The organism is Bradyrhizobium sp. (genome assembly GCF_030697065.1).
Lineage (GTDB): Bacteria > Pseudomonadota > Alphaproteobacteria > Rhizobiales > Xanthobacteraceae > Bradyrhizobium.
The window spans coordinates 1-23,770 of sequence record NZ_JAUYQU010000014.1; the positions used below are offsets into that span (position 1 = coordinate 1).

General features: G+C 64.0%; 19 protein-coding genes and 2 tRNA genes. 7 read left to right on the forward strand and 14 right to left on the reverse strand.

What is annotated here, in order from left to right:
- Positions 1 to 580: 580 nt before the first annotated feature.
- Positions 581 to 655 (forward strand) — tRNA-Asn (locus Q8R73_RS01155).
- Between the two features lie 84 nt (positions 656 to 739).
- Here Q8R73_RS01155 and Q8R73_RS01160 read toward each other — a convergent pair.
- On the reverse strand, positions 740 to 997 hold the full coding sequence (locus tag Q8R73_RS01160; RefSeq protein WP_305717718.1) for a hypothetical protein: 258 nt from the start codon (positions 995 to 997) through the stop codon (positions 740 to 742).
- Positions 998 to 1,243: 246 nt separating this feature from the next.
- Here Q8R73_RS01160 and Q8R73_RS01165 point away from each other — a divergent pair, with 246 nt between their 5' ends.
- A complete protein-coding gene (locus Q8R73_RS01165; protein ID WP_305717719.1) occupies positions 1,244 to 1,423 on the forward strand; it encodes a hypothetical protein in 180 nt (59 codons plus the stop codon).
- An 80-nt stretch (positions 1,424 to 1,503) separates the two neighbouring features.
- Here the strand turns inward: Q8R73_RS01165 and Q8R73_RS01170 are convergent, their stop codons facing one another.
- The 7 genes from Q8R73_RS01170 to Q8R73_RS01200 all read right to left on the reverse strand — a co-directional run bounded on the left by Q8R73_RS01170 (position 1,504) and on the right by Q8R73_RS01200 (position 12,680).
- Positions 1,504 to 2,427 carry a DUF3616 domain-containing protein gene (locus tag Q8R73_RS01170; protein ID WP_305717720.1) on the reverse strand — a complete coding sequence of 308 codons (924 nt, stop codon included), beginning with the start codon at positions 2,425 to 2,427 and terminating at the stop codon, positions 1,504 to 1,506.
- 253 nt (positions 2,428 to 2,680) lie between these two features.
- Positions 2,681 to 2,754 (reverse strand) — tRNA-Cys (locus Q8R73_RS01175).
- Between the two features lie 94 nt (positions 2,755 to 2,848).
- A complete protein-coding gene (locus tag Q8R73_RS01180; protein ID WP_305717721.1) occupies positions 2,849 to 3,580 on the reverse strand; it encodes a tRNA-uridine aminocarboxypropyltransferase in 732 nt (243 codons plus the stop codon).
- Between the two features lie 57 nt (positions 3,581 to 3,637).
- Complete coding sequence (locus Q8R73_RS01185; protein WP_305717722.1) at positions 3,638 to 6,748, reverse strand: efflux RND transporter permease subunit; 3,111 nt, start codon at positions 6,746 to 6,748, stop codon at positions 3,638 to 3,640.
- Complete coding sequence (locus Q8R73_RS01190; RefSeq protein WP_305717723.1) at positions 6,748 to 9,879, reverse strand: efflux RND transporter permease subunit; 3,132 nt, start codon at positions 9,877 to 9,879, stop codon at positions 6,748 to 6,750. Before Q8R73_RS01190 ends, Q8R73_RS01185 begins: the two co-directional genes overlap by 1 nt.
- 52 nt (positions 9,880 to 9,931) lie before the next feature.
- Complete coding sequence (locus Q8R73_RS01195; protein WP_305717724.1) at positions 9,932 to 11,299, reverse strand: efflux RND transporter periplasmic adaptor subunit; 1,368 nt, start codon at positions 11,297 to 11,299, stop codon at positions 9,932 to 9,934.
- Positions 11,289 to 12,680 carry an efflux transporter outer membrane subunit gene (locus Q8R73_RS01200; protein WP_305717735.1) on the reverse strand — a complete coding sequence of 464 codons (1,392 nt, stop codon included), beginning with the start codon at positions 12,678 to 12,680 and terminating at the stop codon, positions 11,289 to 11,291. The genes Q8R73_RS01195 and Q8R73_RS01200 overlap by 11 nt, the downstream gene beginning before the upstream one ends.
- Positions 12,681 to 12,962: 282 nt before the next feature.
- Here Q8R73_RS01200 and Q8R73_RS26005 point away from each other — a divergent pair, with 282 nt between their 5' ends.
- Entirely contained in the window at positions 12,963 to 13,634 is a 672-nt protein-coding gene (locus Q8R73_RS26005) for a DUF2177 family protein (protein WP_371125999.1), read from the forward strand.
- 27 nt (positions 13,635 to 13,661) lie between these two features.
- On the opposite strand, the gene Q8R73_RS01210 is transcribed toward Q8R73_RS26005, so the two are convergent.
- From Q8R73_RS01210 to Q8R73_RS01220, 3 genes are read right to left on the reverse strand one after another with little or no spacing between them, the layout of a single operon-like run.
- On the reverse strand, positions 13,662 to 14,468 hold the full coding sequence (locus Q8R73_RS01210; RefSeq protein WP_305717725.1) for a DUF1295 domain-containing protein: 807 nt from the start codon (positions 14,466 to 14,468) through the stop codon (positions 13,662 to 13,664).
- 46 nt (positions 14,469 to 14,514) lie between these two features.
- Entirely contained in the window at positions 14,515 to 15,165 is a 651-nt protein-coding gene (locus Q8R73_RS01215) for a ChrR family anti-sigma-E factor (protein WP_305717726.1), read from the reverse strand.
- Positions 15,162 to 16,109, reverse strand: a complete 948-nt coding sequence (locus Q8R73_RS01220; RefSeq protein WP_305717727.1) for a sigma-70 family RNA polymerase sigma factor — start codon at positions 16,107 to 16,109, stop codon at positions 15,162 to 15,164. The genes Q8R73_RS01215 and Q8R73_RS01220 overlap by 4 nt, the downstream gene beginning before the upstream one ends.
- On the opposite strand from Q8R73_RS01220, the gene Q8R73_RS01225 reads away from it, so the two are divergent.
- The 4 genes from Q8R73_RS01225 to Q8R73_RS01240 all read left to right on the forward strand — a co-directional run bounded on the left by Q8R73_RS01225 (position 15,999) and on the right by Q8R73_RS01240 (position 20,615).
- Positions 15,999 to 17,333, forward strand: coding sequence for an NAD(P)/FAD-dependent oxidoreductase (locus Q8R73_RS01225; RefSeq protein WP_305717728.1), 1,335 nt, complete (start codon positions 15,999 to 16,001; stop codon positions 17,331 to 17,333). The two genes, Q8R73_RS01220 and Q8R73_RS01225, sit on opposite strands and share 111 nt — an antisense overlap.
- Complete coding sequence (locus Q8R73_RS01230; RefSeq protein ID WP_305717729.1) at positions 17,330 to 18,130, forward strand: DUF1365 domain-containing protein; 801 nt, start codon at positions 17,330 to 17,332, stop codon at positions 18,128 to 18,130. Before Q8R73_RS01225 ends, Q8R73_RS01230 begins: the two co-directional genes overlap by 4 nt.
- A complete protein-coding gene (locus Q8R73_RS01235) occupies positions 18,120 to 19,355 on the forward strand; it encodes a cyclopropane-fatty-acyl-phospholipid synthase family protein (RefSeq protein ID WP_305717730.1) in 1,236 nt (411 codons plus the stop codon). The genes Q8R73_RS01230 and Q8R73_RS01235 overlap by 11 nt, the downstream gene beginning before the upstream one ends.
- 219 nt (positions 19,356 to 19,574) lie before the next feature.
- Positions 19,575 to 20,615, forward strand: a complete 1,041-nt coding sequence (locus Q8R73_RS01240; RefSeq protein WP_305717731.1) for a cysteine synthase A — start codon at positions 19,575 to 19,577, stop codon at positions 20,613 to 20,615.
- Positions 20,616 to 20,719: 104 nt separating this feature from the next.
- Here Q8R73_RS01240 and Q8R73_RS01245 read toward each other — a convergent pair whose 3' ends face one another.
- From Q8R73_RS01245 to Q8R73_RS01255, 3 genes are all read right to left on the reverse strand, one after another.
- Positions 20,720 to 21,463 carry an amino acid ABC transporter ATP-binding protein gene (locus Q8R73_RS01245; RefSeq protein ID WP_305717732.1) on the reverse strand — a complete coding sequence of 248 codons (744 nt, stop codon included), beginning with the start codon at positions 21,461 to 21,463 and terminating at the stop codon, positions 20,720 to 20,722.
- Positions 21,464 to 21,471: 8 nt separating this feature from the next.
- Complete coding sequence (locus Q8R73_RS01250; RefSeq protein WP_305717733.1) at positions 21,472 to 23,007, reverse strand: amino acid ABC transporter permease; 1,536 nt, start codon at positions 23,005 to 23,007, stop codon at positions 21,472 to 21,474.
- A 13-nt stretch (positions 23,008 to 23,020) separates the two neighbouring features.
- Positions 23,021 to 23,770: amino acid ABC transporter permease (locus Q8R73_RS01255; RefSeq protein ID WP_305717734.1), on the reverse strand; the 750-nt coding region annotated here is incomplete at its 5' end.

Here is a 23,770-nt window from a genome sequence, read left to right on the forward strand (position 1 = left end):
CGGACATGAGCGAACCTTGCATGCGGTGCGGACGGAGCCCGCAGGAGCGAAACCGCGCCATCTTTGGAACAAGGACCGCCAAAACGCAACATGGCGCGGGCGCCCAAGGGAAGCGGGACGCCGCCTCGCCTCTCGTTGCCCGACATCCTCCTACTCGATGCACCGCGAGCCGCCCTCTCCGCCGTGCTACCTCGCGGAAATGGTCGGAATCGGGCTCGGCGATGGCCCGGGCCAGCCGGGACAGGCGTTCATCGTCGCTCAGCGCCGGAAGATCGCTTGGAACGATCGACGGCGCCGGTTTTGCAGGATGGTCAGGACATCTGGTATCGAATCACCACTCAGGTCCGGTTCCTCAATGATCCCCCGACGAAAGGGCCCTTCTGGCGGCTGATCCCCGGGGAATGCCGAGGTCAGAAAGCCAAGGGCCAGACGCCGGTAGCGCCGCAACGACAATAAATCGTTGTGCCGCAGGCAGTTTCGCAACCTGCTTGATGTCGCGTTGGAGCGGGCTATTTCGTCCTTTGCAAGCCGGGAAGGCTTTGTTATACGCAGCCGGCTTGCGAACGATTGTTTCGCCTGTTCCTCGGTAGCTCAGCGGTAGAGCATTCGACTGTTAATCGAATGGTCGCTGGTTCGAATCCAGCCCGGGGAGCCAAACAGCTTCGATCTGTTACAAGACCGACGCGTCGCTTCGAGCGACCAACACGTCGGCAACTTCAGACGCCACGCATCAAATCCCTCACTGCTCGAACACCGCCCGGCACGCCTCGCTGAGGCTCGCCTTCTGCCGGCGCAGGCAGTTGGTGATGGCGCGGACGTTGGGGATCTCGCCCGCACAGAGGCGATAGACGTCCGGGGTGCAGGCCTTGCGCTGCTCCGGCGTCGCCAAAGCGGCTGACGCCGATTGCGACGCCGATACCGCCATGAGGACGCCGACCGCACCGGCAATATTGGCCCGGCTCGTTTTGGCCCAGGTTCGTGCAAATCTCGCGCGCATTGCCGCTCTCCCTCGTTGACGGCTCGCCAAAGCCGTGATCATTTCGAGGTACGGCAAATTTTTTCAGCGAAATGTGATTTTCCTCACAAGGGGCCGCGGGCGGAACCGCCTAGGTTGCCCGCGGGACCTTAAGACATCAGTAACCAAGACGGCCGCGATCGCTCGATCGATACAATTTGAGCAATCCGTTCAATCTGGAACGCAAACACTTTTGAGATGGTGCGCTCTCGAACGAGGGAGAGCGCCATGAGCGAAGTTGAATACAACCGATTGCTGGAGAGCGTCAGGATGGCGATTGAACCCGCGCAGCAGGAAGACTTCCTGGCCGAGCTTCCGCTGTTTGAACAGCCGCCGAAAGCCGCCAATGACAACCAGATGGCCTGGCCGCTGGTGCCGTTTCCGGACGGCTGGTACGCCGCCTGCTGAAGTCCGCACGACTTTCACCGGGCTCTGAGATAGTCGACGCAAACCGTTGATTGCATTGACGGAGGCCACGACCAGGGTTGTTACGGAATGATAAGTTCCTTGACGCGAAACCTTCGCTGGGCGACCGGTCCCTCGTCGCTGCAGATGTCGTCGTCATCGCTCAACGCGTAGATTCCTGCGGGACTATCAAACGATATCAGCGCCTCCGGTTTGATGCCTGCAATGTCGATGTCCTTGACCTCGCTTGGCTCGAGATCGTCGGCGCGGCCGGACCACCAGAACAACCTGAACGGCCCCTCGCCGTCCTTCTCGGGACCGGCCGACAGCAGATAGCGCCGGTTCCCGCTCCCAACCCTGTCAATGCTCCTGATGCCCAAACCGTCGAGCTTTAGCCGGATGACCTGGCCAAAGCGCGGCGTTGCCGAACCGTTGATGACGTCAGCAGGGTTCTCGAATGGCACCACGACGGCCTCGTTGTTAACCAGCGGGCCGCGAAGAGCAATCAGAAGGCCGCCGCTTTCGGTCGCTGCCAATCCCTCGATATTGAGTTTTGCTGCTGAAACGCCTGCCGCACCCGTCAAGGCATCGCGCAAACCAGTAAAGGGACTACCCGCCTCCCTGAGTTTCGGCGCACCGGATCCGGCGATGATATCGGTCGCAAACAGCAACTTTCGCTTTGCGCGATCGACCCCGGATTTGTTGAAGGAGTGAGAGCTGATCCAATAGATACGCGAACCAATCCGGGCAGCGGCTTCAATATCCGACTTGTCGAATGTGGTGAACGGTTCAACGTCAAGCCTCCCCACGGCGTCGGTGCTGCCGCGTCTGTAAACGAGAATGACATTCGTCTCGTCGCTCGCGACAGCGAAGTGGTGGTCATCCAGCGCAGCCGCGCCTGACGCTTCACACAGACCTTTGTACTCGAATTGCGCCGCGGGATTTCCGCCGGCTGCGCCGGCGAATCCGAAGTTGATGGCAAGAAACCAGAAAAGGAAAGCTCGCATGCGGCGTCTCACTTTTCGCGAAGGTTCATGGAAATCCAAACGAACGCACAACGCGAGAGACGGCAATATCAGGCAAAGCATTGCCGACCGCAATTAGAACGTGTGTCATCACCATCATGCGCTCGACTCATCCCTCCGGGACGCCCGGGGGCGGAAACGGTCCTGCGGGAGACGGCACGAAACGGCCGTCGCCGCACAATCCGGCAGCGGTCCAGAGCAAGGAAAATTTTCTATAAAAATCAGATAGGTGAGGTGGAGGCCACGACCAGAATTGAACTGGTGTACACGGTTTTGCAGACCGTTGCGTAACCACTCCGCCACGTGGCCCCATTGGGGGCGAACTCATATACGGCCTGCCCGGGATAGGCAACCGAGAGGTCTCATCCCCCGGATGATGCGGCTTTGCCCGGCAATGCCTGGTTCAGGCCCGTTTGCGCCGGCGGTAGTCTTTCTTTTTGGGCTTGGGCGCGATCTCCGGCATGGTGTCCTGCACCTCCCGATACCGCGCCAGCATCCGCTCGAAACTGGCATGCAGCGTTTCGGCGATATCGGGGCGCTTCTCGAGGCCGGATAGCAGCATCGCCGCCGCCTCGATGGTGGACAGGCCATCGCCGCGCGGCTCCTTGCGCAGCTTGCCGTAGCGCGACGGCTGCGCCGGGCCGAGGATGACGCGCTGGCATTTCAGCATCCAAGCATTGCGCCACCACAGCGCCTTGGCCTGGCTCCAGGTGCCGTCGAGCAGCACGATGCCCTCGATATCCTTCAAGATGGCGCGCTGGTTTTCCTCGGCCCTGCCCTTGTGGTCGATGGCGACGATATCGCGGTCGGTTTCGATCTCGGCGACCTTGGCGGAGCCGAGATAAAGCACCGCCCAGCGCGAGGGGTCGAGCACCCGGCGCCCCAGCGCCTTGGACAGGCTCGGCCACGACAGCCCGATCCTGAGCACCGCGTTCGGAAAATGCAGCGCCGTTAGCCGCGCGGTGCCCAGCAGCCTGTCCTGCTCCTGCGGATGCTGCAGGATCAGGAGCTGCACCTTGTTCTCGATCGGCGTGATGCTGTCGCAGATGCACAGCGGCAGCGGCTTCTGGCACTGCGGACAGTCCGGCACCGCCTCCGCGGCGGCGGCCAATTCAGGCTCGGGGTGTTTTGACATGGGCCCGCTATACGCTTGCCGGGCGCGCGCTTCAACAACGCAAAGGCCGGTCCGGCGCTATTCCGCCGGTGCGGCGACCGCCTTGGGCTCGAATCGCCAGCGCCGCCGCAGCCGGTCGATCAGCAGGTAGATCACCGGCGTGGTGTAGAGCGTCAGGATCTGGGAGACCATCATCCCGCCGATGATGGTGATGCCGAGCGGCCGGCGCAGCTCGGTTCCCGGACCGGTGGCGATGACAAGCGGAATGCCGGCGAACAGAGCCGCCAGCGTCGTCATCAAAATGGGACGGAACCGGGCGCTGCAGGCCTCGAAGATGGCGTCGGCCGACGACAGGCCGCGGTGACGCTCGGCGTCGAGGGCAAAATCCACCATCATGATGCCGTTCTTCTTGACGATGCCGATCAGCAGGATGATGCCGACGAAGGCGATCACGGTGAGCGGCGTATTGGTCACCTGCAGCGCCAGCAGCGCCCCCAGCCCGGCCGATGGCAGCGTCGAGATAATGGTCAGGGGATGGGCGAGGCTCTCATAGAGCACCCCCAGCACGATATACATCGCCACCAGCGCGCCGAGGATCAGCAGCGGTTGCCGCCCGGTGGTCCGGTTGAAATCGCCGGCATTGCCGTCGAAACTGCCCCGGATGCCCTCCGGCATGTGCAATTCATCGACCGCGCGCTGGATGTTGGTGGTGGCGACTTCCAGCGGCACATCGGGCTGCAGGTTGAACGACACCGTGGTCGAGGGAAACGACTGCGAATGGTAGACCGCCAGCGGCGACAGTCCGCGGCTGGTGCTCACCACGGCCGACAGCGGCACCTGCACGCCATTGGCTCCGGCGACGAATATCTGCTCGAGATTGGAAGGATCGGCCTGGAATTTCGGATCGATCTCCAGCACCACCATGTACTGGTTGCGCTGGGTATAGATGATCGAGATCTGGCGCTGCGAGAACGCGTTGTTGAGCGCGTTGTCGATGTCCTGGACGCGGACGCCGAGGCTGGAGGCGGCCTTGCGGTCGATCGCCAACGTCAGTTGCAACCCGCCGGGATCGCGGTCGCTCGAAACATCGGTGATGCCCTCGACGCTCTCCATCCGCTTGCCGACGATCGGCGCCCATTTCTGCAGCAGCGCGAGATCGGGACTGGTCAAGGTGTACTGGAAATCGGAATCGCTCTGCCGGCCGCCGGCGCGAATGTCCTGTGCCGCGAACATGAACAGCCGGATGCCGGCGACGCGGTAGAGATCCTTGCGCAGCCGGTCGATCACCATCTGGGTCGACTGGCCCGACCGCTGCTCCGGCGGCTTGAGGCTGATGAACATGGTGCCGCGACTGGCGCCGCCGCCGCCGGGGCCGCCGCCTCCCCCCAGCATCGACCCGATCCCCGCCACGGCCGGATCGGCCATCACGATATCGGCGAGCTGCTGCTGCAGCTTCAGCATCGCCTGGAACGAGGTGTCGGCCGAGGCCCGGGTCGAACCGATCACGAAGCCTGAATCGTCGGCCGGGAAGTAACCCTTCGGGGTCTTGATATAGAGCACCACCGTCAACGCGATGGTGGCGAAGAACACCATCAGGGTCAGGATCGGGAAGCCCAGCACCACCCGCAGCGTCCGCATGTAGAAAGCGACGATGCGCGAAAGCGTGCCTTCGACGGCGCGGTCGAACCAGGTCGCGTGGGTTGAGGTCGCCGTCCTGATGTACTGCGCGCAGATCATCGGCGTGACCGTCAGCGACACCACGGTGGAAACCACGATGGCGAAGGTCAGGGTCAGGGAAAATTCCCGCAGCAGCCGGCCGACGATCCCGTCCATGAAGATCAGCGGGGTGAACGCGGCGATCAGGGACAGGCTGATCGACAGCACCGTGAAGCCGATCTGTTTGGCGCCCAGGAGTGCCGCCAAATACGGCTTCATGCCCTGCTCGAGGTTGCGGTACATGTTCTCGATCATGACGATGGCGTCGTCGACCACGAAGCCGACCGAGATCACCAGCGCCATCAGCGTCAGGTTGTTGATGGAAAAGCCGGCGAGCCACATCCCGGCGCAGGTGCCGGCCAGCGCCAGCGGGACTGACACTCCGGCGGCGATGGTGGGCGTGGTCCGGCGCAGGAAGGTGAACACCACCACCATGACCAGGAACGCGGTGGCCAGCAGCGTCCACTCCATATCCAGCACGCTGGCGCGGATGGTTCCGGTGCGATCGACCAGCGTCGAGATTTCGACCCCGGCGGGAATCCATTGCTTCAGTTCGGGGATCAGCGCCTTCACCCTGTCGACGGTGTCGATGACGTTGGCGTTGCCCTGTTTGGTGATTTGAATCAGCACGGCCGGTTGCTTGTTGAACCAGGCGATCGAGCGGCTGTTGCGCACGGAATCCTCGACCTCGGCCACGTCGGACAGCCGGACGTAGTTGCCGTTCGAACTCTTGATCAGGATGTCGCGGAATTCGGCGGCGGTCCGCATCTGCGGGTTGGTCGACAAGGTCTCGCTCTGGCGGTCGCCATCGAAGGTTCCGACCGGTCCGAGCGGATTGGCGGCGACGATCGCGAGCCTGACATCCTCGGTGGCAATGCCGGCATTGGACAGCGCGACCGGGTTGAGCGCGATGCGCACCGCGGGCTGGTCGGCGCCGCTGACGGTCACCTCGCCGACCCCCGGCACCTGCGAGATGCGCTGGGCGATCACGGTGTCGGCCACGTCGTACATCGCGCTGGAGGCGATCGTCTTCGACGTCAACGCCAGCACGAACACCGGCGCCGCCGCGGGATTGGCTTTGCGGAAGCGTGGCAAGGACGGCAGATCGGTCGGCAGGTCCGCCAGCGAGGCGTTGATGGCGGCCTGCACGTCGCGGGCGGCGCGATCGATGTCGCGGCCGATGGCGAATTGCAGCTGGATGCTCGCCGTGCCCAGCGAGCTGGTCGAGGTAATCTGCGTAATGCCGGCGATCTCGCCGAGCCGGCGTTCCAGCGGCGCCGCCACGGTCGCCGCCATCACCGAGGGATCGGCGCCCGGGCGCGACGCCGACACCCGGATCATCGGGAAGTCGACATTGGGAACCGCGGCCACCGGCAGGAACACGTAGGCGACCATGCCGACCAGAAACAGCCCGATCGCCAGCAAGGGGGTGCCGACCGGCCGGCGTATGAACGGCTCCGAGAGCGATGCCATTATTGCATCCCCTCGGTGGCTCCCGCGACCGGCTTTGACGGCAATTCCGGCGCGGGCGGCATCGCCTTCTCGAACCGTCGGTTAAGCCGGTCGAGTGCGAGGTAGATCACCGGCGTCGTGTAGAGCGTCAGGAGCTGGCTCAGCAACAAGCCGCCGATGATGGAAATGCCGAGCGGGAAACGCAGCTCGCTGCCGGTGCCGCTTTCCACCGCCAGCGGCAACGCGCCGAACAGGGCGGCCAGCGTCGTCATCATGATCGGGCGGAACCGGAGCAGGCAGGCCTGCACGATTGCGTCGGTCGGCGACATGCCCTCGTTCCGTTCCGCGTCGAGTGCGAAGTCGATCATCAGGATGGCGTTCTTCTTGACGATGCCCATCAGGAGAATGATGCCGATCAGCCCGATCACCGACAGGTCCTGCCCGAACAGGAGAAGCGCGAGAATGGCGCCGATGCCCGCCGACGGCAGCGTCGAGAGAATCGTGATCGGATGAATGTAGCTCTCATAAAGCACGCCGAGCACGATATAGATGGTGACGATCGCGGCCAGGATCAGCCAGGGTTGTCCGGCCAGCGACTTTGAAAATTCGGCGGCGTCCCCGGCAAACAGGCCGACGATGCTGCCGGGCATGCCGATGCGCTGCTCGATCGATTTGACGGCGTTGACGGCATCGCCGAGCGCTTCGCCCGGCGCCAGGTTGAAACTGAGAGAGACGGCGGGAAACTGCGCGTGATGGGTGATCGCCAGCGGTGCGGTGGTGCGGGTCAGTGTCGCCACCGCCGAGAGCGGCACCTGCGCGCCGCCCGCCCCCGGCAGATATAGCTTCGAGAGGATCGAGGGATCGCGCTGGTAAATCGGCATCGCCTCCAGCACTACGCGGTACTGGTTGGCCTGCCCGTAGATAGTGGAAATCTGGCGTTGCGCAAAGGCGTCGTTCAGGGTGTCGTTGACGGTCTGGATGCTGACGCCGAGCTGGCCGGCGCGCTGCCGGTTGATGTCGAGCGAAGCGCGCAGACCGCCATCCTGGGCCTCCGAGGAGACGTCGCGGAACAGCGGATCCTTGCGCAGTTCGGCCACCAGCCTGTTGGCCCAAAGGCTCACAAGGGCCGCGTCGGTGCCGGTCAGCGTGTATTGATACTGCGAACGGCTCGACTGCGTCGAGATCTGCACATCCTGCACCGGCTGAAAATAGATCGTCATGCCCGGGATCGACGCCGTTCGTTCCTTGAGGCGCAGGATCACCGCGGAAACATCGTCGGGGCGCTCGCCGCGCGGTTTCAGCGTCATCACCAGGCGGCCGACATTGGTAGTCGGGTTGACCGAGCCCGCGCCGATCACCGAGACGACGCCGGTCACGTCGGGATCGGCCTGGATCGCCGCCGCCGCCCTGCCCTGCCGGGCCTGCATTTCCGCAAACGAAACGTCGGGACCGGCCTGCGTCACCGCCGTGATCGATCCGGTATCCTGCAGCGGCAGGAAGCCCTTGGGCGCGATGACGTAGAGGATCAGGGTCGCGGCGATGGTGACGAAGGTAAACAGCAAGGTGGCGCGCTGGCGCTGCAACACCCACAGCAGCGTGCGGTGATAGAACTCGATCATGCGGTCGATGCCGCGAGAGACAGCGGCAAGTCCGGGAACCTCGAACTCCTCGTGAACGTGCTTCAACAGCCGCGAGCACATCATCGGCGTCAGCGTCAGCGAGACCACCGCCGACGTCACCACCGCGATCGTCAGCGTCAGCGCAAACTCGCTGAACATGCGCCCGATCAAACCCTCCATGAACAGCATCGGGATGAAGACCGCGATCAGCGACACCGTCAGCGAAATGATCGTAAAGCCGATCTCCTTTGCACCCTTGAGCGACGCCTCCATCGCGGAGTCGCCGTTCTCCATGTGCCGGACGATGTTCTCGATCATCACGATGGCGTCGTCGACCACGAAGCCGGTGCCGATCGTCAGCGCCATCAGCGACAGATTATCGAGGCTGAAACCCGCGAAATACATCACGCCGAACGAGGTGATAAGCGACAGCGGCAGCGCCACGCCGGCGATCAGCGTGGCGCGCAGCGAGCGCAGGAACAGGAGCACCACCAGCGTCACCAGCACCACGCTCAGGATCAGCGTGAACTGCACATCGTGCACCGAGGCGCGGATGGTGACGGTGCGGTCGCCGACCACGGTCAGGTTGACGCCGGCCGGCATCGCGCGCTGCACCTTGGGAATTTCGGCACGGATCTGGCGCACCACCTCGATGACGTTGGCGCCCGGCTGTCGCTGGATGTCGATGATGACGGCCGGCGTGCCCTGATACCAGCCACCGGTGCGGTTGTTCTCCAGCCCGTCGATGATGACGGCGACGTCGCCGATGGTGATCGGCGCGCCGTTGCGATAGGCGATGATGATCGGCTTGTAGGCCTCGGCCGCCGCGATCTGGTCGTTGGCGGCGATGGTGTAGGCCTGCTGCGCGCCGTCGAGCGATCCCTTCGGACCGGAGACGTTGGCGCCCGCGATCGCGTTGCGCAGATCCTCCATCGAGATGCCATAGGCGGCGAGCCGCGCCAGATCGGCCTGCACCCGCACCGCGGGCTTCAGGCCGCCCAGCACCGCGACCCGCCCGACACCGGAGATCTGGCTCAAGCGTTGCGCCAGAATGGTGTCCGCGAGATCGCTCATGGCGCGCAGCGAAATCGTGTCGGAGGTCAGCGCCAGCGTCATGACCGGCGCGTCGGCTGGATTCACCTTGGCGTAGACGGGCGGATACGGCAGATTTCTCGGCAGGATTCCGGCCGCGGCGTTGATCGCGGCCTGCACGTCCTGGGTCGCGCCGTCGATGTCACGCTTGAGATCGAACTGCAGCGAAATCTGGCTGACGCCGAACGAGCTGGTCGACTGCATCGAGGTCAGCGACGGGATCTGCCCGAGCTGGCGTTCCAGCGGCGCGGTGATCAGCGAGGCGACCACGTCGGGGCTGGCGCCCGGCAATTGCGTCGACACCTGCACCGTCGGGAAGTCGACTTGCGGCAGCGCCGACACCGGCAGCGCCCAGTAGCCGAGCGCGCCGCCGATCAGCAGCGCTACCCCGAGCAGCGAGGTCGCGATCGGCCGGCGGATGAAGGGTTCCGAGACGCTCATGGGTACGCGCTCACGCTTGCGAAGTCACACATTCAATCGGTCGATGGTTCGGTCATGGCGGCGACTTCGCTCCGCTGCCCGACTTGACGCTCCCCTCTGCCGGCGCCGGTCCGGTCTGACCCTTTTGATCGCCCTCGCCCTTCTTGCCGGGGCGCTCGCCGGCGCCGTCCTTGCCTTTCGCGTCCGGGCCCCGGCTGCGCTTGCGCGGGGCGAGATCAGCCGATGGAACGGAACCCTCCTTGCCGATGATCACCTTGGCGCCATCGGACAGATTGGCGAAACCGGTGGTCACCACGCGATCGGAAGCCGACAAGCCGCTCGCTATCACCGCTTCGGTTTCATTCTGCTGGGTCACCACGACCGGTTTCGCCGTGACGACATTCCCCTCGCCGATCACGTAGCTGAAGGTCCCGACCGGGCCGCGCTGCACCGCGGAGGTCGGCACCACCAATGCCTTGGGGAGAGTCTCGACCTTCAGCCTGATATTGACGAACTGGCCCGGCCACAGCTGGAAGTTGGCGTTGGGAAATTCGGCCTTGAGCTTGAGCGTGCCGGTGGTCGGATCGACCTGGTTGTCGATGCCTTTCAGTGTCCCGGTGTCGACCACCGTGACGCCGTCATTGCCGAACACATCGACGGCCAGCGCGCCCCTGGCGGATGCGGCGTTGACCCGCACGATCTGTTGCTGCGGCAGGCTGAACTGCACGGCGATCGGCTGCAACTGGGTGATGATGACGAGACCGGTCGCATCGGAAGCCCGGATGATGTTGCCCTGATCGACCTGCCGCAGCCCGGCGCGGCCCGACAATGGCGCGATGATTTTGGTGTAGCCGAGCATGGCCTGCGCATTGTCGATCGCGGCCTGGTCGGCGGCGACCAGCGCCTCCTGCTGCGCCACCACGGCGCGCTGGGTGTCGGCCTGCTGCTTGGAGCCGGCATTGGAGGCGGCGAGCTGCTGATAGCGCTCGAGGTCGAGCCGCATATTCGCAAGCTGGGCTTCATCCTGCGCCTTCTTGGCGACGGCCTGATCGTACTGCGCCTTGTAGATCACGGGGTCGATTTCGCCGAGCACGTCGCCCTTCCTGACGTCCTGCCCCTCGGTGAAATTGACCGAGAGCAGCTTGCCGTCGACCTGGGCGCGCACCACCACGTTGTTGAGCGCGCGGACCGAGCCGACGCCGTCGAGATAGACCGGCACATCCTGGACGCGCGCGGTCGCCGCCAGTACCGGCACCGGCAGATCGCGCGGCATGCCGCCGCGGCCGGCTGTCGGCTTTTGCTGCAGCGCTGCCCAGCCGACGTAGCCCAGGCCGCCGAGGATCACGAGCGTCAGCGTGATCGAAACCATGCGGCGGCCGGCGCTGCGCGCGACGCTGTTGCCGGTGGTCTTTGCAGTGTCCGACTCCGGCTTAAAGAGCATCGACCGGTCTTTCCATCCTCGGCTCCCAGCCGCCCCCCAGCGCCTGATACAGGCTGACGATCGCGAGCAGTCGGGCCAGTTGGGCCTGCGACAGCGAATCTTCCGCCTGGAATAACGTCAATTGCGTATTCAGGACAGTAACGATGTCCGCCGTGCCGGCGCGCAGCTGCTGCTCGGCCAGCTCAAAGGCCCGTCGCGAGGCCGCGACCACCTCGCGCTGCAGCCGCAGCCGGATCGTGGTTTCGCGAATCGCGACCAGCGCGTTGTCGACGTCGGCAAACGACTGCACCACCGTCTTGCGGTAGGCCTGCAGCAGTTCATCCTGTTGCGCCTTGGTGAATTCGAAATTGCCCAGGATTCTTCCGCCGTCGAAGATCGGTTGCGTCAGGCTGCCGACGACGTTGAAGAACGCCGCCTGCGGCTGGAACAGCGCCGCCAGCGACGAACTCTGATAGCCACCCGACCCGGTCAGCTGGATCGAGGGAAAGAACTGCGCGCGGGCGCTGCCGACATTGGCGGTGGCGGCGGCGAGCTGCGCTTCCTGGCGCCGGATATCCGGGCGCTGCGTCAGCAGTTCCGACGGCAGGCCCGGCGTGACGCGCGGCGACGCGATCCGGTTGAGCGTGCCGCCGGTGACGCGCACGCTTTCCGGCGGCCGCGCCACCAGCGTGGCCAAGGCGTTGACGTTCTGCGCCAGCGTCTGGCGCAGGGTCGGCACCGCGGCGCGCTGATTGGCCAATACGGCTTCCTGCTGCGCGACGTCGAGGTCGGTCCCGGTGCCGGCGCTCAGGCGCTGCCTGATGGCGTCGAGGATGCGCCGCGCGCTGGCGATGTTGCGCTCGGCGGTGCGAATCCGGTCCTGCGCCGCGAGCACCTGGAAGTAGGCATTGGCGACGCTGACCAGCGCGGTGAGCGCCACCACGTCGCGATCGAAGCGGGTGGCGATGGCGGTTTCCTCCGCCGCCTGGGCGGCGTCGCGGTTCTTGCCCCAGAAATCGAGCTCGTAGCTGGCGCTGAGCGAGGACTGGTAGTTGACGACTTCGCGGCCGCCATTGGTCAGTCCGCTGGAACTGGAACCGGAACTGCGGGAATAGGTCTGCTGACCGGTGCCGCTGAGGCTCGGCAACAGCGCGGCACCGGCCACGCGCGCCTGGGCGTCCGCCTGGATGAAGCGCGCGGTGGCCGCCGCGATGTCCAGATTGACGGTCTGCGCCTCCTCCATCAGTCCGGTCAGTTCCGGCGAACGGAAGCCGCGCCACCAGTCCAGCGTCGGCGGCGCGTCAGCGCGGGTCAGTCGCGCGGCCTTGTAGCCCTCGGGGATATCCAGCGCGGGGTCGGGCAGATCCTTGGTGAGAATACAGCCCGCGGAACTGACCACCATGCACAGCGCGGCCAGCCATCGTGCGACGCGAGTTCCGCTCGGGATGGGCGCAGGCAGGCCGTCCACGGCCACCTCGGCGCGCTGGCTCACGTCCGCCCTCCACCGGGCGCAGCACCCGGCATCCAACGATGCGAGGCACACCCTGCCGATTCGCTTCTGACGCTCGTGGAGACGGCCTGCGACACGGTCACCGCTGTGATATTTCCCTTGAAAACCCGGTTGTCATCCTAGCCGGGCGATGACCGGGCGGACAGTCCTGTTCCACCCGTTATCCCGGCGCTGTTGCTGTCCACGGCGGACGAAAACCGCCCACTTAGGCCCTTGATACAAGGGTTTTTGAAGTTTCGACGCGACCGGAAGACGCCGCAGCCTTACCAAGATTTCATGTCGCGCGACGGTCGCGGCGCTCGAATTGATGTCCAGGCTCCCGATCAGGTCCCCGACATCCGGATTCCGCCCGTGATCCAGACGGCGATTTTCGTCGTTACAGTGCTGCGTTCACCGGATCCGATCGATGTCGCTGCGGCGTTGGTCCAGCATTGGGCAATTCTCATGATTTATATCACCGCTTACTTGTCGACCTTGGTGGTTTTCGTGCTCGTCGACATGGCCTGGCTCGGAACCATGGCGAGCCGCCTCTATCGTCCAACGCTGGGCGATATCATGCTGGCGACCGTCAACCTGCCGGCCGGAATCGCGTTCTATCTGATCTACCCGGTCGGGCTGGTCTATTTCGCCATCCTTCCGGCGCTGAAATCCGGAAGCCTTGCCCAGGCGGTGCTCGGCGGTGCGCTGTTCGGGTTCTTCACTTACATCACCTACGACCTGACGAACCAGGCGACACTGCGGAACTGGACCACGCAGCTCACCGTCATCGACGCGGGCTGGGGAACGCTGCTTGGTGCCATCGCCGCGGCGGCCGGCTACTGGGTGACGGTCAAGTTCGCGGTCTGACCTGCGAACCTGATCATCCCTTCCTGATCATCCCTTGGGGAACGGAAAGAATGCCCGCGTGCGGGCCTGAACGGCGCGGAACTGATCGCCGCGTGTTCGCAACATGTGGGCTTCCAGCGGCGGAATGCCGGAAACATGCACCAGCACCCAGTACATGCAGGCGGGTGCCAGTAGCGAGATCCAGCCAAGCGGGTTGGCCCCCGACAGATCGATCGCGATCAGCGGATAGGCGAGCCAGCAGAGCCATTCGAAGAAGTAGTTCGGGTGGCGCGACAGGCTCCAGAGTCCATCCTCGCAGATCCGCCCGCGATTGGCGGGGTCGGATTTGAACTGTCGCAATTGCCAATCCGACACCGCCTCGCCGGCCAGTGCGCCGACCAGAAGGGCAAATCCAAGAAAATCCTGCAAGCCGAGACCGGGACGTGTATTGTTCGCCGCGAGCGCTACCGACACCGCCAGGATCAAGCCGACTGCCGCCTGCGACTGCAATTGCAGGAACATCCGCAGATCAGCGTTGGCGCCCCATTGCCGGATGAGGTCCCGGTAGCGCGGATCGTCACCGACTTCCCGGGTGCGCAGCAGAATGTGCCCGCCGAGCCGCATCGACCAGAGCGCTATCAGCGCCGCGACCATGATCTGGCGCGCGCCCGGGTGACCAGCCTGGAAAGGCGCCAGGCTGCCGAGCGCTGCGACGAGGCCGGTCCCAAAGGTCCAGCAGACGTCGATCCAGCCGGTATGGCCGGTGGTGCGCTGCACCTGCCAGGCGACAGCCATTATCGCTGACAATGCTATTCCCATCACCGCAGCAAGCAAAGCCAGATGGAGCAGACTCATAGCTGGTTCTCCGTCGGGCGCCGGCTTGCCGCAGCGGCTTGTGAAATCACATCCGGATCAGCGGCTGGAGCAAGCGGCCGATCATGCCATTCAGTTTGAGATCGCCCTGCATGGCGATCAGGCAGATGCAGTCATCCGCGGAATCGATCATGATCTCGTGATCGTCCGCGCCGTCGCCGAGATCGAAATCGCCCGGCCCGAAATGCCCGCCGGCATGAACAAAGCTTCCCGACAGCACGCAGCTCATTTCGAACCCGGTGTGGGTGTGCTCGATCATTTTCGTGCCTGGCCGGGATTTCAGCAGAAAAACCCGGGTTTCGCTCGCTTCGGGCAGCTCGATAGGTCGCATATGCACCTTCGGCGCGATCCACTTCCATGGACCGGCGGGGTATTCGCGCACGAACTTCGGCAGACCAGGGACGTCGGAAAGTCCCGTGGCACGTCGTGGCGGCGATGCGACGGCAGGAACGATCCCGTCCAGTCGCGCCTTGATCATGGCCAGCGCGTCGCCGGACATTGCTGTCGGCGGCAGGCCGGTCAGCAGGGCGCCGCCGACATGCTCCATCGTCCGCACCGTATCGCGACAGCGCGGACAACCGACAAGGTGCGTTGCGATAGCCACGTGCTGGCCCAGATCGAGCAAGCCCGCCGCAAACGCCGCCAGCAGATCCTCCGGGGGATGATGATGGATCGTCATGAGAAGTCACCCAACAATCCGCGCAACCGATTCATCGCCAGCCGCAGTCGCGATTTCACCGTTCCGAGCGGGATCTGAAGCGTCTGCGCAATTTCCGCATGAGCCTTGTCGTCGAAGAAGGACAACTCGATCACCCGCAGTTGATCCCTCGACAGCAGGGTCATGGCATTGCGGACCCTCGATTCAAGCTGTGACCCGGCCAGGATGGCATCCGGCTGCGGGCCTTCATCGACATGAAACTCGGGGTCGATCTCGACCGTATGATCCCTGCCGGCTCGCTTTTCACGGCGGAGGCCGTCGATGCGCAGATTACGGGCGATCGTGAATATCCAGGCCGAGGCACCGACGCTGCCGGGATCGAACAGCCTGGCCTTCGACCAGACCGCAAGCAGCGCTTCCTGCGCCAATTCATCGGCGCCTTGCTCGCTCGCGCCGGAGCGCCGCATGAAGGCCTTGATTCGCGGTCCAAAATATTCGAACAGCGTCGCGAACGCCTCGCGATCCTCACGCTTCGCCACGGCCTCGATCAGGGCGGCCCACCTCGCAGCGTCCGACGCCGCGCTGTTGGGTGTCTCTTTCACCATGCCGCCAGAACGCTCCGATCCGCCTCCACGTACCCGTCGTGAGTACCGGATCGCCGTGGCGCTGGCCAGAGCGCCGTTCGGAGGGAGATGTCGCGCCAGCGTTTGCATACCGACGAAACGCAGGGTTGCCGGGTTTGGATCACCCGGCGGTGATCCAAATCCACATGCGGTTCGTTTTGAATGATGTGTCGAGCTGGCCGCTGGGCGGTCTGAACCGATGGAGTGGATCTGGTGCGGGATGGTAACCGATTGAAGGTGGCGGTGGTTGGAACCGGAATTTCCGGCCTGTCCGCAGCCTGGCTGCTGAGCCAGCGCCACGATGTGACGGTCTACGAGCAGGCCGAGCGGATCGGCGGCCATTCGAACACCGTCGTTGCGCGCGTCGGCGCGCTCAATATTCCGGTCGATACCGGGTTTATCGTCTTCAATCGCCCCGCCTATCCCAATCTCTCCGCGATGTTCGGGTACCTCGGGGTTCCCACGCAGATCTCCGACATGTCGCTTGCCGTGTCGCTGCGTGACGGCGATCTCGAATATTCCGGCACCGGCCTGCGGGGCCTGCTCGCACAGCCGCAAAACCTGATCCGTCCGCGCTTCTGGTCGATGCTGCGCGACCTCGTGAAGTTCTATCGGCAGGCGACGCGGGATGCGGACCTGTTAAAGGACGAAACCGTCAGCCTCGGCGATTATCTCGTGGCCGGCGGCTATGGCGCGGCGTTCCGTGACGATCACCTGTTGCCGATGGCAAGCGCCATCTGGTCTGCCCCGGCGCGCGAAATCCTGTCATTCCCGGTCGCGACCTTCATTCGCTTCCAGCGCAATCACGGCCTGCTGCAGCTTACGCGGCGGCCCGCCTGGGAAACCGTGTCCGGCGGAAGCACCGTTTATGTGCAGCAACTCATTCAGCCCTTTGCCGACCGGATCAGGCTCAATACCGGCGTCGTCAGCGTGCAGCGAACCGCGGAGGGCGTCATCGTGACGGACTCGCGCGGCGGATCGACCCGCTACGACCATGTCGTCATGGCCACCCACGCCGATCAGGCCTTGTCGGCACTCGCCGAACCGACTGCGGAGGAGACCGCCCTGCTCGGCGCGTTCCGCTACAGCCGCAACCTTGCGGTGCTTCACTCGGACCCGGGCTTCATGCCGAAGCGACGTGCGGCGTGGTCGAGCTGGAACTATACCGGCTCGCGCGATCGATCCGCCGACAGCGTCGGCGTCACCTACTGGATGAACCGGCTGCAAGACATTCCCGATCATTCGCCGCTGTTTCTCACGCTCAATCCGCCGCGTCCGCCGCGCGCCGGGACGCTGCATCACAGCGAACTCTACCATCACCCGATTTTCGATGCCGCCGCGATATCGGCGCAGCGCCGGCTGTGGTCGTTGCAGGGAAGAGGAAATGTGTGGTTCTGCGGCGCTCATTTCGGTGCCGGATTCCATGAAGACGGATTGCAGGCGGGCCTCGCGGTCGCCGAACAGCTCGGCGGGTTGCGGCGGCCGTGGACGGTGCCAAACGAGTCCGGACGCATCGTGCTCGGACCCGAGGCTGCGCGCACCGCAATCCCGGAACTGCAGCGATGATGTGCCGATCCGCCCTTTATATCGGCGCGGTGACCCACCGGCGGCTGCGGCCCAGGGTGCATCAATTTCGCTATCGCGCCTTCTGGCTGTTGATCGACCTCGATGAACTGCCGGCCCTGACGGCGCGGCTGCGGCTGTTCTCGCACAACCGCTTCAATCTGTTCGCCTTGCACGAGACAGACCTGGGCGACGGCAGCGCCACACCGCTGCGCATTCAGACCGAACGGCTGCTGTCGGAATCGGGAATCGACATTGCGGGCGGCGCCATCCGCCTGCTCTGCATGCCGCGAACGCTCGGCTACAGTTTCAATCCGATCAGCATCTACTACTGCCACCGACCCCAGGGGGAACTCGCCGCGATCATCTACGAGGTTCACAACACATTCGGCGAACGCCACTCCTACGTGGCCGCCATCGAGACCGAACCCGACGAGATCCGGCAAAACTGCCGCAAGGCGTTCTACGTATCTCCGTTCATGGATATGGATCTGGTTTACGACTTTCGGCTGACCGAACCCACCGGGCGTGTCACGCTCGGCATCCGCGCCAGCCGGGCCGGTGAACCCGTCCTCCACGCCAGCCTCGCCGGACACCGCCGGGAGTTGAGCGATCGAGAACTGTTGCTGATCTTCCTCAAAATTCCGCTGATCACCGCAAAAGTCACGCTGGCGATCCATTGGGAGGCACTGCGCCTCTGGCTGAAGGGAATCCGGTTGCGCACCAGACCCGCCGCGCCGGTGCACCACACCACCCCCGTCATCAACACGTCGAACCGGATCGATCCGCATGTCATCTGAGAGCCACCAAGCCGCGCCCGGGTCGCTCGACCTTTCGGGGACGCCGACCTCACCTGCCCTGCTCACCTCCTTCATGCAGCGTATGCTCCGCAAGATCGACTGCGACGAGATCCTGCTGCAGACGCCCGGCGGACGGCGCATCCTGATCGGCGGCAAGCGATCGGGAGAACAGGCCCAGGTGACGATCCACAGCTGGAAATGCATGATGCGCCTATTGACCGGCGGCGATCTCGGTTTCGCCGAGGGATATCTGGGCGGCGAGTGGTCGACGCCCGATATCTACTCGTTCCTGAGCGCCGCGGGGCGCCGTTCCAACGATGCAATATCGTTCGAAGGCTTGAAGCCGCCTCAACCTTTGACAAAATTTCGCCACGCGTTGAACCGCAATACCAGGCGCGGCAGCCGCCGCAACATCGCGGCTCACTATGATCTCGGAAACGAATTCTACCGATTGTGGCTCGATCCCAGCATGACCTATTCGTCGGCGCTCTATTCGTCGCCGGGCGAGCGCCTCGAGGATGCACAACGCGCCAAGCTCGATCGCGTGATAGACCTGCTGGGGCTCGGCGGTGGCGAACGTATTCTCGAGATCGGCTGCGGCTGGGGCGGGCTTGCCGAGCGCATCATCGAGCGCACCGGCAGCCATGTCACCGGCTTGACGCTATCCACCGAACAGCTCGCCCATGCGCAACAGCAATTGGCGCGGCGGGGTTTTGCCGGTCAATCCGATCTCCGGCTGCAAGATTATCGCGACGTCGGCGGCACCTATGATCGCGTGGTATCGATCGAAATGCTGGAAGCCGTCGGCGAGGCCTATTGGCCGACGTTCTTCGCGAATCTGCGACAAAGGCTCAATCCAAAGGGCGCGGCCGTGCTGCAGGTGATCACGATCGACCAGAGCCGTTTCGAAAGCTACCGCCGGCGACCGGAGTTCATTCAGCGCTACATCTTCCCGGGCGGAATGCTTCCCACCACGGCGATTCTCGAGCAACAGATCGGGAATGCGGGATTGCGGCTGGCTTCCTCGGAGTTCTTTGGCGACAGCTATGCGCTTACCCTTGCCGAATGGCATCGCCGGTTTCTGGAAGCCTGGCCGTCCATCAGCGCGCTCGGCTTCGATCTTCGCTTCAAGCGGATGTGGGAATATTATCTGGCTTACTGCCGCCTCGGCTTCGAAATCGGCGTCCTGAACGTCGGGCTTTATCGAATCGAACGACGTGACTGAAGGTCGCAGAGCGGCGGTCGCGGTGCCGCCTGCTCATCGATGGAGCAGCTTTCTTCCCAAAGATGTTTTCCGGCAATTTTATGCCATGTGGGGTCCGGCCGGCAGTGTGATTTCGATGCATGGCGCACCCGCGCCAGCATGGCCTGCGTCAGCTTGTGCCTCCGGCAGCGGTCCTTTAGGGTCATTTCCGGTGAGGAAACAACTGGCAATTCTCGGATCATGACCATCAATAACGACGTCGTTCAGGCGATCGGCAACACGCCGCTGATCAAGCTGAAGCACGCCTCGGAGGCGACCGGCTGCACTATCCTCGGCAAGGCCGAGTTCATGAATCCCGGCCAGTCGGTCAAGGACCGCGCCGGCAAATGGATGATCCTGGAAGCGGAGAAGCGCGGCGATCTCAAACCCGGCGGCCTCGTGGTGGAGGCAACTGCGGGCAACACCGGCATCGGTCTGGCCGTGGTGGCGAGCGCACGCGGCTACCGGACGCTGATCCTGATTCCGGAAACCCAGAGCCAGGAAAAGAAGGACATGCTGCGGCTGTGCGGCGCGGAGTTGATCGAAGTGCCGGCGCTGCCCTACAGCAATCCCAACAATTATCAGCATGTCGGCAAGCGGCTGGCCGCCCGACTGCGCCAGACCGAGCCGAACGGCGTGCTGTTCGCCGATCAATGGAACAATCTGGATAACGCCAAGGCGCATTACGATTCGACCGGCCCCGAGATATGGCAACAGACCGGCGGCAGGATCGATGGCTTCATCTGCTCGGTCGGCACCGGCGGCACGATCGCCGGCGTCAGCCGCTACCTGAAGGAGAAGAACGAGGATATTACCATCGCCTGCGCCGATCCGCACGGCGCGGCGATGTTCGAGTTGTTCAACAACGGCGTCGCCAGGTCGACGCCGGGGGGATCGATCAGCGAAGGCATCGGCCTTGGACGTGTCACGCCCGTCATCGAAACCGCCAGGGTGGACACCGCCTTTCTCATTCCCGATGAAGAATGGGTGCCGATGATCTACGACCTGCTCGAACACGAGGGGCTGTGCCTCGGCGGCTCCACCGGAGTCAACGTCGCCGGCGCCATCCGTCTCGCCAGGCAACTTGGGCCCGGCAAGACCATCGTGACGATATTGTGCGATTCCGGCGGGCGTTACCAGTCCAAGCTGTTCAACCCGGAATTCATGCGTTCGAAGAACCTGCCGGTGCCGGCGTGGCTGGAGAAGCGCAGCCAGATCGAAGTGCCGTTCGAGAAGGCGTGAGCGGCACGCACGCCTGAGCGGTCATTGCGAGGCCGAATCGACGACACCATCCATCGTGCGCGCGACACGATAGATTGCTTCGCTGCGCTCGCAATGACGGGCGACTATCCCCGCAAGATCTGACTCAAGAACAGTTTCGTCCGCGCGTGCTGCGGATTGGCGAAGAACTCCACCGGCGTGTTGGACTCGATGATCTGCCCGGCGTCCATGAAGACGATGCGGTTGGCCACCTCCCTGGCAAATCCCATTTCGTGGGTTACCACCAGCATGGTCATGCCCTCCTCGGCGAGGTCGACCATGGTGTCGAGCACTTCCTTGACCATTTCGGGGTCGAGCGCCGAGGTCGGCTCGTCGAACAGCATGACCTTCGGGCTCATGGTCAGGGCGCGCGCGATGGCGACGCGCTGCTGCTGGCCGCCGGACATCTGGCCGGGGAACTTGTTGGCCTGATGCGGGATCTTGACCCGTTCGAGATATTTCATCGCGGCGGCTTCGGCGTCCTTTTTCGGGATGTTGCGCACCCAGATCGGCGCCAGCGTGCAGTTCTCCAGCACGGTTAGATGCGGAAACAAATTGAAGCTCTGGAACACCATGCCGACCTCGCGCCGGACCTCGTCGACGCGCCGCAGGTTCGGCCCGAGTTCGATGCCGTCGACGACGATCTGACCTTCCTGGAATTCCTCCAGCGCATTGATGCAGCGGATCAGGGTCGATTTGCCCGAGCCCGACGGGCCGCAGATCACGATGCGTTCGCCCTTGGCGACATCGAGATGGATGTCGCGCAGCACGTGGAAATCGCCGAACCATTTGTTGAGGCCGTCGATGGTGACGATCGAATTCGCAGTCATGTGATTACTCAGTTACGGCTGTGTGCATTGAGCCTGTTCTCGACGAACAGCGAATAGCGTGACATTCCAAAGCAGAAGGCAAAGTAGATCAGGCCGGTGAAGGCGAAGCCCGTGAACAGCGTCGTTGGCGTCGACCATACCGGGTCGGCGAAGGCGGCCCGCAACTGTCCCAGCAGGTCGAACAGCGCGACGATGGATACCAGCGACGTGTCCTTGAACAGTGCGATGAAGCTGTTGACCAGGCCGGGGATGACGTGGCGCAGCGCCTGCGGCATCACGATCAGCCCGGTGGTCTTGCCCCAGGACAGGCCGAGCGCGTTGGCCGCCTCGACCTGCCCGCGCGGGATGGCCTGCAGGCCCCCCCTGATCACTTCGGCCTGATACGCCCCGGCAAACAGCGCGATGCCGATCAGTGCGCGCATCAATCCGTCGATGGTGAAACCCGCCGGCACGAACAGCGGCAGCATGTAGGTCGCGAAGAACAGCACCGTGATCAGCGGCACCCCGCGCCAGAACTCGATGAACGCGATCGAGAAAATCCGGATCAACGGGATCGTCGAGCGCCGTCCCAGCGCCAGGGCGATTCCGACCGGCATCGAGGCCACAATACCGACGACTGACACCACCAGCGTTACCAGCAGACCGCCCCATAGCCTGGTATCGACGACCGGCAATCCGCCGCGGTCGAGGCCCATCACCGATATCACGATGCCCACGCTGGCGAAGATCGCCAGGCTGACTATCAGCGCGCGCCAGCCGGTTCGGAAGCCGCCGCTCAGGAAGAACAGCAGCAGCGAAACCATCACGGCGGTGACGGCAAAGTCGGTCCAGACCGGACTGGCGGAGGTCTGAATCTGGTCGCGCAGCCAGGTCAGTGGCCACAGCACGAAGGAAACGGCGAGGCTGAGCCAGACGAGGAGTTTGCCGAGCAACCAGAGCAACGATCCGATCACCGGAATGGTCTGGCTGAACGTCGCGAGAGTGTCGCCACCACCGCCGATACTGTCGTTGAACCCCGACAACAAGGCGGCCGCCCAGCTGACGCCGAACCCTTCCAACCCGCCGCCATAAAGCAGGAAGAAGGCGACGACCGGAAGCGCAATGAAGAACAGCCCGGCATTGAGCCCCTTGGCCGGCAGCCGCGGAATCAGCAGCGGCAACAGCAGCACCGCGGCGAGCACGAAGGTCAGGTCGACCCGCCAGCGCTCCGCCTCCGGATAAAAGCCGTAGATGAACTGGCTGAACTTCGCCTGGATGAACGGCCAGCACGCGCCGACCGGCCGCCCGACGGTCTCCGCAAGACAGGCGGTGCGGTCCTTGCCGGTCCAGACGGCGTCGATCAGCAGGAATTTCACCGAGGGAACGACCGTGAACCACAGCAGCAGGATGCCGCCGATGGTAAGCAGGACGTTGGTCGGCGAATTGAACAGCCGGGTGCGCAGAAAGCCGACAAAGCCGGTGGTCTTGATCGGCGCCGCGCGTTCGGCAACGAGTTCCCGGCGAACGAAGGCCCGGGTCGAGAGTTCGCTCTCCATCTCGCTCATGGCCCGACGCTCCTCATGGCCCGAGGCTCCGGCCAAGCCGCCATCCGTAGAAGCTCATGATCGCACTGGTGACCAGCGAGATCAGCAGATAGACGCCCATGGTAAGGGCGATGATCTCGATCGCCTGCCCGGTCTGGCTCAGCGCTGTGCCCGCGAAAACCGAGACGAGGTCGGGATATCCGATCGCCACCGCCAGCGACGAGTTCTTGGTGAGATTGAGATACTGGTTGGTGAGCGGCGGCAGGATCACCCGCATGGCCTGCGGCACCACGATCAGCCGCAGCGTCGAACCGCGCTGCAGCCCGAGCGATGAGCCTGCTTCCATCTGTCCCTTGTGCACCGACTGGATGCCGGCGCGCACGATCTCGGCGATGAAGGCCGCGGTATACGTCGACAGCGCCAGGGCCAGCGCCACGAATTCCGGAATGACGCGCGAGCCGCCGGCGAAATTGAATCCCTTGAGCTCGGGAATTTCGAACGTGACCGGCGCGCCGAACAGCAACGAAGTGAGCAGCGGCAGCCCGATCAGCATCCCCAGCACATAGGGCCAGACCCGGATCATCCGGCCGTGGTCGAACAGCTGCTGGCGGGCATAGCGCTGCAGCAGCAACGAGGCGATCACCGCCAGCACGATGGCGGCCATGAAAGGCTCAAAGCCGGGATTGCCGACCGGCTTGGGAACCACGAAACCGCGATTGCTGAGGAAGAAGCTGCCGAACAGCGAAATGCTCTGGCGTGGATTGGGCAGCGCAGCCAGCACGGC